A 12207-nucleotide genomic window follows, 5' to 3' on the forward strand; every position below is an offset into this window, starting at 1 on the left:
CTGCCCAAACGGGGCGAAAGCCGCAGTGAACTGGAGTCTTGTTCCGATTCACCACCCCTGGGTCATCACACGGCGCGACGCGCATTCCTATGATGGGCCCACGACACCGCGGACCGCTGCGACCAGGCAGTCCGAAGCGGTGCAGCTGCGGCGCGATGGTGGAGGGGTCTGATGACTCAGGGGGCCGGTCAGGGACCCGAAGTGGAGCGGACGGCGACGCTGCGCGACTTCCGGGTACCGGCGTACGTCCACGAGACCGGTCCTTACGTCCGCACCGCCCCTCCGGGCGACACCGTGCCGCCTGCCGACGAGGCCTACCCCGACGGCTACACGCCCACCCAGCGCGACCTCCCCGTCATCAAGCGGCCGGAGACCCTCCAGGCCCCCGCTGAACCGGCACCCGCAGCTCCCGCCCCGCAGCCCGCGACCGGGCCCGGACCGCTGTTCGTCGTCGGAGACGTCCACGGATACCTCGACGAACTGGTGACCGCCCTGCAGGAACAGGGTCTGATCGACGCCTCGGGACAGTGGTGCGCCGGCACCGCCCGGCTGTGGTTCCTCGGCGACTTCACCGACCGCGGACCCGACGGCATCGGCGTCATCGACCTCGTGATGCGGCTGTCCGCCGAGGCCGCTGCGGCCGGCGGCTACTGCAAGGCACTCTTGGGCAACCACGAACTGCTGCTGCTCGGCGCCAAGCGGTTCGGCGACACGCCCGTCAACTCCGGTGCGGGCACCGCCACCTTCCAGGCGGCCTGGCTGCTCAACGGCGGCCAGAAGACCGACATGGACCGCCTCCAGGACCACCATCTGCAGTGGATGGCCCGTCTCGACGCCGTCGAGGAGGTCGACGGCTACCTGCTCGTGCACTCGGACACCACCGCCTACCTCGACTACGGCGACTCCATCGAGGCGGTCAACGACACCGTGCGCGAGACCCTCACCCGCAATGACGCGGACGAGTGCTGGGACCTGTTCCGCAAGTTCACCAAGCGCTTCTCCTTCCGCGACGAGGGCGGCGCCGACGCCGTGCGCTCCCTCCTCGGTACGTACGGCGGCACACGCATCGTTCACGGCCACAGCCCGATCCCCTACCTCCTCGGCGAGGTCGGCTCCGAGGACGGCGAGGAGAGCACCGGCCCGGTCGTGGAGGGCCCGCACGTCTACGCCGACGGGCTCGCCATCGCGATGGACGGTGGGGTGACCATGGCCGGAAAGCTACTGGTCCGGCAACTCCCCCTGACTACCTGACCCTCCCGCGGGCAGGCGTCTCCCGGAGGAGCACACGCCCGCCTGGGGCAATTTCCGGCAACCCCCTGTCACCGTGTGCCGTCACGGCTCTACCATCGGCTTATCCGTAGCAGGCTCCCCTCCGTTTCTGCCCGACGGCTCGCCGGCGTGCGAGCCCCAAGCCCTACGGAGCATCGGGGGATGCACATGAACAGCGTTCCGCAGCACCTGCAGAGCGAGGACCGCCAGGAATTCGAGCGGCTCCTCCATGAGGCGCTGCGCTCCGCACCACAGCGGCCGGAACTGGCCGCTGTCGGACAGCGGCTCAATCCCGAACAACTGCGCACCATGGCCCTCAACGCCAGCGCCCTGATCACGGCCGCCGCAGCGGCCGAATACCAGCACTATGTGAAGGTCCGCCAGGAAATGCGCCATCCGGCGATGGCCCCGTCGGCCGTCGGCGACTCCGCCGCCGTGGACCCGGGTTCGGCCACGACGGGGCTCGCCACCACCCTCGGCGAGGCCGCCGAGAGCACCGGTGCGGGCGCCATCGCCGTCATCGCCGTCCTGGCTCCCGTCCTCTCCGGAACCGCCGCGGCGATCTTCCTCCTCGTCGGCTACATCCTGAAGACGCTCAGCCCCGGACAGGCCTTCGCCCAGACCATGCTCACCGCCGGCTGGGTGTTCGGTGCGCTGACCGCGGCCGCGGTCCTCGTCGCCGCCGTCGGACTGCTCCTCACCGCGTTGCGCAACAGCAGCTCGCCCCAGGCCCAGGCACTGGACGCGGCGCACCGGGAACTGGACAGGGCCAGAGAGGCCTGGCGGAACGCCCTGCTGGAGCGAGGCATCCTGCCGTTCCTGCGCGAGGCGCTCGCCGAGCCCGGAGCGGCCGGCCTGCACCGCACGACGCCGCCCGCCCCGAGCGGTCGCATGCCCCGCCTCGGGTACGACCGCCCCGGCTTCAGCAGTCCCGACGACGGCACCGAGTCCGGCCGCCCGAGCTTCACCAGCCCGGACTACACGAGCCCGGACTTCGGCGGCCCGGAGCACCAGCCCGACTGACCCGCACCACCACCCGAACAACCCGGATCGCGCTCCCGGACCGAGGGCGCCCGACCGGACGGACCGAGCGGCCAACCGGCGTGGCGTCACCACCCGGTCAGCCGCACTCCCGCCGGTGCCGAGACCGCACCGGCCGCCTCAAGCGGGCGACCCGGCGCGGCGATTCGGTCCCACCTGTCTCAGTCGGCGATCGGCAGGTACACCCTGTTGCCGCTCGCCGCGAACTCCCTCGACTTCTGGGCCATGCCCTCCTCGACCTCCGCCCGGCTGCCGCCGTGTTCACGGCGGATGTCCTGCGAGATCTTCATGCTGCAGAACTTCGGCCCGCACATGGAGCAGAAGTGGGCCGTCTTGGCGGGCTCGGCCGGCAGGGTCTCGTCGTGGAACTCCCGTGCCGTGTCCGGGTCCAGAGCGAGGTTGAACTGGTCCTCCCACCGGAACTCGAAGCGGGCGTCGGACAACGCGTCGTCCCATTCCTGGGCGCCCGGGTGCCCCTTGGCGAGATCGGCCGCGTGCGCGGCGATCTTGTAGGTGATGACGCCGGTCTTGACGTCGTCCCGGTTGGGCAGGCCGAGGTGCTCCTTGGGCGTGACGTAGCAGAGCATCGCCGTGCCCCACCAGGCGATCATCGCGGCGCCGATACCGGAGGTGATGTGGTCGTACGCCGGCGCGATGTCCGTGGTCAGCGGGCCGAGCGTATAGAACGGAGCTTCATCGCAGATCTCCTGCTGAAGGTCGATGTTCTCCTTGATCTTGTGCATCGGGACATGTCCCGGGCCCTCGATCATCGTCTGTACGTTGAAACGCTTGGCGATCCGGTTGAGTTCCCCAAGGGTTCGCAATTCCGCGAACTGTGCCTCGTCGTTGGCGTCCGCGATCGAGCCCGGCCTGAGACCGTCACCCAGCGAGTACGTGACGTCGTAGGCGGCGAGGATCTCGCACAGTTCCTCGAAGTTCTCGTACAGGAACGACTCCTTGTGGTGGGCCAGGCACCACGCCGCCATGATCGAGCCGCCGCGCGAGACGATGCCGGTCTTGCGGTTGGCGGTGAGCGGGACGTACGGCAGCCGCACGCCCGCGTGGACGGTCATGTAGTCCACGCCCTGCTCGGCCTGCTCGATGACGGTGTCCTTGTAGATCTCCCAGCTCAGTTCCTCGGCCCTGCCGTCGACCTTCTCCAGGGCCTGGTAGAGCGGCACCGTGCCGATGGGGACGGGGGAGTTGCGCAGCACCCACTCGCGCGTCGTGTGGATGTTGCGGCCGGTGGAGAGGTCCATGACCGTGTCGGCGCCCCAGCGGGTCGCCCAGGTCATCTTCTCCACCTCCTCCTCGATGGAGGAAGTCACCGCGGAGTTGCCGATGTTGGCGTTGACCTTCACCAGGAACCGCTTACCGATGATCATCGGCTCGATCTCCGGGTGGTTGACGTTGGCCGGCAGCACCGCCCGGCCCGCCGCGATCTCCTCGCGGACCACCTCGGGAGAAACGTTCTCCCGGACGGCCACGTACTCCATCTCGGGGGTGATCTCTCCCCGGCGCGCATACGCGAGCTGCGTCACCGCCTGGCCACTGCGACCCCGGCGCGGCTGACGCGGGCGTCCGGGGAAGACCGCGTCCAGGTTGCGCAGCCCGCCACGCGGCGAGGTGTGCTTGATCCCGTCGTCCTCGGGACGGACGGGACGGCCCGCGTACTCCTCGGTGTCGCCGCGGGCGATGATCCAGTTCTCCCGCAACGGCGGCAGGCCCCTGCGGACATCGGTATCGACGAGCGGATCGGTGTACGGGCCCGACGTGTCGTACAGCGTGACCGACTGCCCGTTGGTGAGGTGCACCTGGCGGACCGGCACGCGCAGGTCGGGGCGCGAACCCTCGACGTACGCCTTGTGCCAGCCGATGGACTTCCCGGCCTCCTGGGACTTCTCGTCCTGAACGGAGGCAGGCGTGCGTGCGTCCTTGTTGGTCATGAGACCTACTCCCTACGCCGGCATTACCCGGTAACAGGTTCGGCGGTCGACGCAGCGGTTTCCGTCTGCCGACGTTTCCTGCGGAACATCGCCTGTTCCACGTGAAACATCGCGTGTACGGAGGTCAGCGCCCTCTCAGCCCGGTGCTCCGAGCTCCCGCGTGTGCAAAGGTGCCTCCACGCTAGCGCCATATGTGGCGCGGTGAACAGTGGGCCCCCACCGTTGTTGCAATGATCGGGCGGTGACCAGGATGGAGCAGTACCCGTATCAGCCCCCTGAGCCGCGCCATCGAGAGGACTCGGTGCAGGGGGCCGACTTCGGCTGGGACGACGGCCGGGGCCCCGAGCGGGGATCCGGTGGGAACGACGGCCGCGGTCACGGCCGAAGCCACAGTCACACGCACGGCCACAGCCACAGCCACAGTCCCGCTGCCCCGGTCTCCCAGCACCTGCGCAAGGTCATCGCCGCGATCCTGGTCCCGTTCACCGCGGCGGTCGTCGTCGGGCTGCTGGTGCTCTGGCCTGGGGGAGCCCCGCCCCACCAGCGCACCGGCGTGGGCTTCGACCGGGAGACACAGCAGGCCACGGTCAGCAGGGTCGTCGAGGTGAGCTGCCAGTCGGTGAACGCCTCCGGTGACACCCCGACCGGCGACACCTCCACCGTCGAGGGCACCTCGGCGCAACAGGAGGCGAAGGGAACCTGCAAGAAGGCGACCGTCCGGGTCGACACCGGGAAGGACAAGGGCCGTACGTTCACCGAGATCGTGCAGCCGGACCAGACCCGGCAGCTGCACCAGGGCGAGAAGGTCGTGGTCGCCTACGAACCCTCGGCGCCGAGAAACCTGCAGTACTCGGTGGCCGACGTGAACCGGAAGTTCCCCATGACACTGCTCGCGGGGATCTTCGCGCTCGCCGTCGTGGTGGTCGGCAGGCTGCGTGGCGTCATGGCGCTCATCGCACTGGCGGTGAGTTTCCTGGTGCTGACCCTGTTCATCCTGCCCGCGATCTTGCAGGGCTCGAACCCTCTGCTCGTAGCAGTGGTCGGGGCGAGCGCCATCATGCTGATCGCCCTGTACATGTGCCACGGTCTGTCGGCGCGCACGTCGGTGGCGGTACTCGGCACACTGATCTCCCTGTCGCTGATCGGTGCGCTCGGCTCCCTCTTCATCGGCTGGGCCACCCTGACCGGCAACACGGACGACAACACCGGCCTGATCCACGGCCTGTATCCGTCGATCGACATGAGCGGTCTGCTGCTGGCGGGCGTCATCATCGGCTCGCTCGGTGTCCTGGACGACGTGACCGTGACACAGACGTCAGCCGTCTGGGAGCTGCACGAGGCCAATCCGTCGATGGGCTGGCGGGGGCTGTACCGGGCCGGCATCCGTATCGGCCGCGACCACATCGCCTCGGTGGTCAACACCCTTGTCCTCGCCTATGCCGGTGCCGCGCTGCCGTTGCTGCTGCTGTTCTCGATCGCGCAGAGCAGTGTCGGGACCGTGGCCAACAGCGAACTGGTGGCCGAGGAGATCGTGCGCACGCTGGTGGGTTCGATCGGTCTCGTCGCCTCGGTCCCGGTCACCACCGCGCTCGCCGCCCTGGTGGTCGCGGCCGACCGACCCGGACCGGACACCCCCGCCGCGGCAGGGACACAGCCCGTCCCGGCACGCGGTGGCAGCGGCCGCCGCCGGAAGCGGTGAGCCCGAGTTGAACGGCCCGGGACACAGTGCCACGCAGAAGCGTTCCTGCATGCATCCACGCGGCATGGCGGAACGCCTGGCTCCCCTGCCGTAACGCTTCAGCCCGCGCTCTGCTCCTCGGCCAGGATGCGGTCGAGGGCCTCGTCCAGATGGGCGTCGAAGTCGGCCAGCGCGCCCTCCTGACCCAACGGCACGAGCTTGTCCGTACGGTCCAGGAAGGCCACGAGCGGAGGGGTGGAGGAGCGGAACAGAGCCTGGTCACAACCGACCTGAAGCCTGATCAGCACCTCACCCAGCACATCGGAACTGACGGGAGCGATGTGCACATCCCCTTCTCCGCACGGCCGGCCTACGCCGTCGATCAGCAACTCACGCCCGAACGCCCAAGTCACCGGGGCATCACCGGGCAGATGAAAGGTGAGCCGCACGGCATAGGGATCACTGGTCTCGTAGCGCAACTCCACCGGGATACGGAAGGAGAGCTCCTCCGACACGAGAAAGCTCATCATGACCTCTGCCTGTACGGACTCGCGCATCGTCTACCCCGTCATATGACATCGACTGGCCGGGATTGATCCCTGTAACCGTGGTCAAATCTTGCTGAACGTACACGGGAGATCACAAGGAGTAAGTTTTCAGATACTGATAGAGAGGGCGAGGGTCCCCGCATGCCGCCCGATCTCCGCCTGCAGCCGACGGGCCGCGGGCATCAGCCGGTCGGCCTGGTCGGCCGGCAACGACATGGCCATCGTGGCCACGGTGGCGCCGACCGTGATCGGCACCGCCGCGCAGACCGTCCCGAGCGCGTACTCCTGACGCTCCACCACCGGCTCCATGCGCGGCATCCGGGCCAGCCGCCGCAACAGGGCATCGTTGTCGCGCACCGTGTACGGCGTGAGGGACTGCACGGGGTAGCGGGCGAGGTGGTCGCGGCGGGCGTCCTCGTCCAGCTGGGAGAGCAGACACTGCCCGACGGCGTGCGCGTGGCCGGTCTCGCGGAAGTCGGCCCACTCCTCGACCGCCGGCGCCGCGGGGGAGTCGGAGACGCACATGACCTCGATCTCGCCCTCCCGGTACATCGCGTAGTACACCGGCACCCCGATGGAATCGCGCCAGTGTGCGAGCGTGTCGGCCACCGCGCTGCGACGTTTCTGCTGGGCTCCGCTGCTGCTCAGCCGCTCAACTGCCTCGCCGAGGAAGAACAGCCCCTTCTCACGGCGCAGATAGCCCTCGTGCACCAGGGTGCGCAGCAAGTGGTACGTCGTCGGAAGAGCCAGGCCCGTCTCCCGCGCGAGTTGCTTGGCGGGGGCGCCGTAGCCGTGTGTGGCCACGGTCTCCAGCAGGCGCATGGCGCGCTGGACGGATCCGATGAGCGTCGCGGCGGCCGGTGATCCGGGGGTGTCGGCGGGGTGCGACGGCTCTGAGGCACCGGTGCGGTGCGGTGGGCCCGAGGCGCCGGCGGGGTGCGGTTGTTCGGGGACCGCGACGGCCGGTGGTCGCTGGGCGGGGGGTGCGCAGGTGCGCGGTGGGGCGGGGGGTGCGTGGGGCTCTGCCGGTGTGGTGTCAACCGTGGCCAAGGGGTTACTCCCGGAGCGCGAGGGGCAGCCCGTGCGGAGGAGGGCACGGAGGGGATCTGCGCCGCCCGCGGGGCCGGTCCCCGCGGGAGTTCCGGACTCTAACCGCCCGCCCCGACCACAGACGGCCTCCCGGGGAAACTTCCCTCCCCCGAGGGAAGCCGGTGATCACCTTGCCGGAAACCGGTGATCCCGTGAGCGGTCACCAGTTCCCGCGTCCGTCACCAGTCGCTGCGTGACGAGGAACTCGCCATGAGCTTGCGCACGAGGTAGATGAGTCCGCCGACCAGGGCCACGAAGACCAGGGCCTTGAACAGCAGGTCGATCACGAAGCCGACCACGGTCGCTATCAGGCCGCCGAACACGACCAGGGCGATGACCGGCACCGCGACCCACTTCACCCACCACGGCAGTCCCGCGAAGATCTCTCGCATCGCCCTCGTCCTTTGCGTCTCGTACGTCTGTGTTCTCGGTACAGCGTCGTTGTTCTGCACTCGATGCTAGGGCTGGCACGGGGCCCGGCGGGGGCCTCGCGTCCCTTGTCCTCCCCTGACCCGTCCCCTAGGGAACTTGGGGGTCCGGGCTCACGCCTCGGGCGGAGAGAAGACGACGAGAACCCTCAGATCCTCGCTGATGTGGTGGAACTTGTGGGCGACACCGGCCGGCACGTACACCACGCTGCCCCGTGCCACCTCGGTCGTCTCCAGTCCGACCGTGATCGATGCCCGGCCGCTCACGACGAAGTACACCTCGTCCTGGTTGTGCGGCTTCTGCGGGTCGTGCTCGCCCGCGTTGAGGGCGTACAGGCCGACGGACATGTTCCGCTCCCGCAGGAACTGAAGGTACGCCCCCTCGTTGGCGGCGCGCTCCGCCTCCAGTTCGTCCAGCCGGAATGCCTTCATCGCCGTTGTCCGCCCTTACCACTCTGCTCATCGTCGGTCTGGTCTGCCACGATCAGACACATGAAGAATTTCGTAGTCAAGACGATCGCCAACGCGGGCGCTCTGGCGGTTGCCGTGTGGTTGCTGGACAAGATCACCCTTACGGGTGACAGCACGGCCAAGAAGGCCGGCACGCTGATCGTTGTCGCGTTGATCTTCGGCCTGGTGAACTGGCTGGTCAAGCCGATCGTGAAGGTCCTCACCTTCCCGTTGTTCATCCTGACCCTGGGCCTGATCACCCTGGTCGTGAACGCGCTGATGCTGCTGTTGACCTCCTGGGTGTGCGGCAAGCTCGATCTGAGCTTCCACGTGGACGGCTTCTGGACGGCCGTGGTCGGCGGTCTGATCATCTCGGTCGTCTCCTGGGCCCTGCACGTGGTCCTGCCCGACGAGGACTGAGCGGGTCATGACCTACCGCGTCTGCTTCGTGTGCACCGGCAACATCTGCCGCTCCCCGATGGCCGAATCCGTCTTCCGCGCGCGCGTGGCGGAGGCCGGCCTCCAGGACCGGGTGGAGGCCGACAGCGCCGGCACCGGCGGCTGGCACGAGGGCGAACCCGCCGACCCCAGAACCGTCTCGGTCCTCGAAGAGCACGGCTACGACAGCGCTCATGTCGCCCGCCAGTTCCAGCCGTCGTGGTTCTCCCGCCTCGATCTCGTGATCGCCCTCGACACCGGCCACCTCAAGGCCCTGCGCCGCCTCGCGCCCACCGAGGAGGACGCGGACAAGATCCGCCTCCTGCGCTCGTACGCCCCCGCCGCGGGCGACGACCTCGACGTGCCGGATCCGTACTACGGACACCGGAACGGCTTCGAGGAGTGTCTTGAAATGGTGGAGACGGCGAGCGTCGGCCTGCTCACCGCCGTACGCGAGCAGCTGGAAGGACGGGCCGCATGAGCGACACCACCAGGGACCAGGGTCGTGCCGGCGAGGGCACGCGCGCGGTGCGCGCGGGTCTGCCCGAGCCGGTCAAGCATGAGCCGACCCTGCCCGGACCGGTGTTCGCGGCACACTTCCACCTGCCCGGCGATGTGACGGGCCCCTACTCGTACGGCCGTGACGACAACCCGACCTGGACGCTGCTGGAGCGTGCCATCGGTGAACTGGAGGCACCCGGGCGGGACGACGTCGAGACGCTGGTCTTCGCCTCCGGCATGGCGGCGATCTCCTCCGTGCTGTTCTCCCAGCTACGCACGGGAGACGCGGTCGTGCTGCCCTCCGACGGCTACCAGGTCCTGCCGTTGGTCCGCGCCCAGCTGGAGGCGTACGGCATCGAGGTGCGTACCGCCCCCACCGGCGGTGACGCCCAGCTGGAGGTCCTCGAGGGAGCCCGGCTGCTGTGGATCGAGTCCCCGTCGAACCCGGGGCTCGACGTGTGCGACATCCGGCGGCTGGTGGCGGCGGCCCACGCACAGGGCACCCTGGTGGCCGTCGACAACACCCTCGCCACCCCGCTCGGGCAGCGACCGCTGGACCTGGGCGCCGATTTCTCCGTGGCCAGCGGCACCAAGCAGCTCACCGGCCACGGCGACGTGCTGCTGGGCTACGTCACCGGCCGCGATGCCGAGGCGATGGCCGCCGTAAGGCGCTGGCGCAAGATCGCCGGGGCGATCTCCGGGCCCATGGAGGCCTGGCTCGCACACCGGTCCATCGCCACACTCCAGCTGCGCGTCGACCGGCAGAACGCCACCGCCCTCGCGGTCGCCGAGGCTCTGCGGCAGCGACCCGAGGTGTCGGACCTGCGCTATCCCGGGCTGCCCGACGACCCCTCGCACAAGATCGCCTCGGAGCAGATGCGCCGCTACGGCTGCGTGGTCTCCTTCACGCTGCCCACGCGCGCGCGTGCCGAGCGTTTTCTCGAGGCCCTGCGCCTTGTCGAGGACGCGACGAGCTTCGGCGGTGTGCGCTCCACGGCCGAGCGCCGCCGCCGCTGGGGCGGGGACGCGGTCCCGGAGAGCTTCATCCGCATGTCCGTGGGCGCCGAGGACCCCGAGGACCTGATCGCCGACCTGCTGCGTGCCCTGGACGAGTCCGCCGAGTGAGCCCGTCCCCTTCCGCCCGGTGATGTCGCGGAACGGTCCGAGCCTCCCCCCTCGTGGCTCGGACCGTCATCGGTTCCGCGTGCGAAGAACCGCGCGAACAAGGCTAGTTGACTCTGTGTCAGTGTCCAATCACGCTAGCGACAGAGACCTATCGACTTATTTATAGTTGGGGCCTGCCTGGGGGCCGAAGGAGGGCAGGGACAGAGGAGGGCACGCCATGGACCTGGCCTTGCTGCGCACCTTCGTCACTGTGCACCGGGCAGGTTCCTTCACCCGCGCCGCCGCTCTCCTCGGCCTCTCCCAGCCCGCCGTCACCTCGCAGATCCGCACGCTGGAACGGCAGCTGGGCCGGCCTCTCTTCCTTCGCCAGGCGCGCGGAGTGACCCCGACGACCATCGGTGACGAACTCGCGCACAAGGCCGCGCCCCATCTCGATGCCCTGGTGGAGATAGCCGAGAGAGGCCTGGACGACGAGTCCTCGCTCAGAACCCTGCACCTCGCCGGCCCGCCCGAGTTCACGGCCGAACGTGCCCTGCCCGCCCTGACGGAGCTGACCGGCGACGACGGCCAGGGTTTCGCACTGCGTGCCTCCTTCGGCACTGCGGAGGAAACGCTGGAGGGACTGGCCTCCGGACACCATGATCTGGCCATCAGCACGGTCCGGCCCCGCGGTGCTCTGCTCACCGCGACTCCGCTCTGCGACGAGGAACACGTCCTGGTCGCCGCCCCTCGGTGGGTCGAGCGGATCGATACGGAGGCGCTGCGCCTGAAGGGGGCGCCCGCGCTGGAGAATCTGCCCGTCGTCGAGGTCCACGAGTCGCTGCCCTTCGTCTCGCGCTACTGGGCCTCCGTGTTCGACTCCCGCCCCGTCGCCTCGGGTACGGTCATCGTCCCTGATCTACGGGCTGTTCTCGCCTGCGCGACATCGGGTGCCGGACTCGCGGTGCTGCCCCGCTATCTGTGCGCCGCGGCCCTCGGCGACGGCACGGTCTCAGCCCTGCACGACCCGGCGGTACCACCACTGCGCACCTACTTCCTGGTGGTGCGGACCGGAAGCCTCGCCATGCCCCACATAGCGCGGGCTCACGAGTGGCTGGTGCGGGCGGCCACGGCCTGGTGTTGATGCCCTCCGGCACACCAACCACGTACAGCGGTCGCGCGATGACGCTTTGCGATGTTTCACGTGGAACCAGCCGGGCCACATTTCTCCCATGACCGTCCGACCCGTGGTCAAGCGCACCGCCCGTGCCGTTCTTCTGGACGGTGACGACCTGATCCTGATCAAGCGCACCAAGCCCGGTGTCGATCCCTACTGGGTCACTCCCGGTGGCGGGGTCGAGCCCGGAGATCCGACCGTCGTGGACGCCCTGCACCGGGAAGTGTCCGAGGAACTCGGCGCCAAGATCACCGATGTGGTCCCGTGCTTCGTGGACACGGTGGAACACATCGGCGAGGACGGCGGCGCGACCGGCGTGAAAGTGCAGCACTTCTTCGTCTGCCGGCTGGAGTCCATGGACCCAGCCCTGCGGCACGGCCCCGAAGTGGACGAGCCGGCCGGTGAGTACGAGATCGTCCGCGTCCCCTTCACCCGCGTCGGCATCGCCTCCGTCCATCTGGTCCCGCTGTCGCTGCGCCACTACCTGGACGGCAACATCGAGGGCGTACGCGCCATGCACGCGCCCGACCTCGGGTGA

Annotated in this window: 13 protein-coding genes; 8 read left to right on the forward strand and 5 right to left on the reverse strand. The window is 69.1% G+C overall.

What is annotated here, in order from left to right:
- Positions 1–171: 171 nt before the first annotated feature.
- Together ACWC94_RS06050 and ACWC94_RS06055 are read left to right on the forward strand one after the other, a co-directional pair.
- The gene (locus ACWC94_RS06050; RefSeq protein ID WP_450795171.1) at positions 172–1251 is read left to right on the forward strand and encodes a metallophosphoesterase; all 1080 of its coding nucleotides are present in this window, start codon (positions 172–174) and stop codon (positions 1249–1251) included.
- 180 nt (positions 1252–1431) lie between these two features.
- Positions 1432–2292 (forward strand): hypothetical protein, encoded by an 861-nt coding sequence (locus ACWC94_RS06055; protein WP_450795172.1) that lies wholly within the window; start codon positions 1432–1434, stop codon positions 2290–2292.
- A 179-nt stretch (positions 2293–2471) separates the two neighbouring features.
- On the opposite strand, the gene thiC is transcribed toward ACWC94_RS06055, so the two are convergent.
- Positions 2472–4256, reverse strand: coding sequence for a phosphomethylpyrimidine synthase ThiC (thiC, locus tag ACWC94_RS06060; RefSeq protein WP_450795173.1), 1785 nt, complete (start codon positions 4254–4256; stop codon positions 2472–2474).
- Between the two features lie 250 nt (positions 4257–4506).
- Between thiC and ACWC94_RS06065 the strand changes: the two genes are divergently transcribed.
- The gene (locus ACWC94_RS06065) at positions 4507–5955 is read left to right on the forward strand and encodes a YibE/F family protein (protein WP_450795346.1); all 1449 of its coding nucleotides are present in this window, start codon (positions 4507–4509) and stop codon (positions 5953–5955) included.
- 98 nt (positions 5956–6053) lie between these two features.
- Here the strand turns inward: ACWC94_RS06065 and ACWC94_RS06070 are convergent, their stop codons facing one another.
- The 4 genes from ACWC94_RS06070 to ACWC94_RS06085 all read right to left on the reverse strand — a co-directional run bounded on the left by ACWC94_RS06070 (position 6054) and on the right by ACWC94_RS06085 (position 8431).
- Positions 6054–6491, reverse strand: a complete 438-nt coding sequence (locus ACWC94_RS06070; protein ID WP_351241921.1) for an SsgA family sporulation/cell division regulator — start codon at positions 6489–6491, stop codon at positions 6054–6056.
- Between the two features lie 99 nt (positions 6492–6590).
- The gene (locus ACWC94_RS06075) at positions 6591–7532 is read right to left on the reverse strand and encodes an IclR family transcriptional regulator (protein ID WP_450795174.1); all 942 of its coding nucleotides are present in this window, start codon (positions 7530–7532) and stop codon (positions 6591–6593) included.
- A gap of 218 nt (positions 7533–7750) precedes the next feature.
- A complete protein-coding gene (locus ACWC94_RS06080) occupies positions 7751–7963 on the reverse strand; it encodes a DUF5326 family protein (RefSeq protein ID WP_450795175.1) in 213 nt (70 codons plus the stop codon).
- 150 nt (positions 7964–8113) lie between these two features.
- The gene (locus tag ACWC94_RS06085) at positions 8114–8431 is read right to left on the reverse strand and encodes a cupin domain-containing protein (protein WP_023548672.1); all 318 of its coding nucleotides are present in this window, start codon (positions 8429–8431) and stop codon (positions 8114–8116) included.
- A gap of 60 nt (positions 8432–8491) precedes the next feature.
- On the opposite strand from ACWC94_RS06085, the gene ACWC94_RS06090 reads away from it, so the two are divergent.
- The 5 genes from ACWC94_RS06090 to ACWC94_RS06110 all read left to right on the forward strand — a co-directional run bounded on the left by ACWC94_RS06090 (position 8492) and on the right by ACWC94_RS06110 (position 12207).
- Entirely contained in the window at positions 8492–8869 is a 378-nt protein-coding gene (locus tag ACWC94_RS06090; RefSeq protein ID WP_366752747.1) for a phage holin family protein, read from the forward strand.
- A gap of 7 nt (positions 8870–8876) precedes the next feature.
- Positions 8877–9368 carry a low molecular weight protein-tyrosine-phosphatase gene (locus ACWC94_RS06095; RefSeq protein WP_450795176.1) on the forward strand — a complete coding sequence of 164 codons (492 nt, stop codon included), beginning with the start codon at positions 8877–8879 and terminating at the stop codon, positions 9366–9368.
- Positions 9365–10513: a cystathionine gamma-lyase gene (locus ACWC94_RS06100; RefSeq protein ID WP_450795177.1), complete on the forward strand. Its 1149-nt coding sequence runs from the start codon at positions 9365–9367 to the stop codon at positions 10511–10513. The genes ACWC94_RS06095 and ACWC94_RS06100 overlap by 4 nt, the downstream gene beginning before the upstream one ends.
- A gap of 217 nt (positions 10514–10730) precedes the next feature.
- Positions 10731–11636, forward strand: a complete 906-nt coding sequence (locus tag ACWC94_RS06105) for a LysR family transcriptional regulator (RefSeq protein ID WP_450795178.1) — start codon at positions 10731–10733, stop codon at positions 11634–11636.
- A gap of 88 nt (positions 11637–11724) precedes the next feature.
- Complete coding sequence (locus tag ACWC94_RS06110; RefSeq protein WP_076089889.1) at positions 11725–12207, forward strand: NUDIX domain-containing protein; 483 nt, start codon at positions 11725–11727, stop codon at positions 12205–12207.

The organism is Streptomyces sp. NPDC001135, assembly GCF_053598395.1.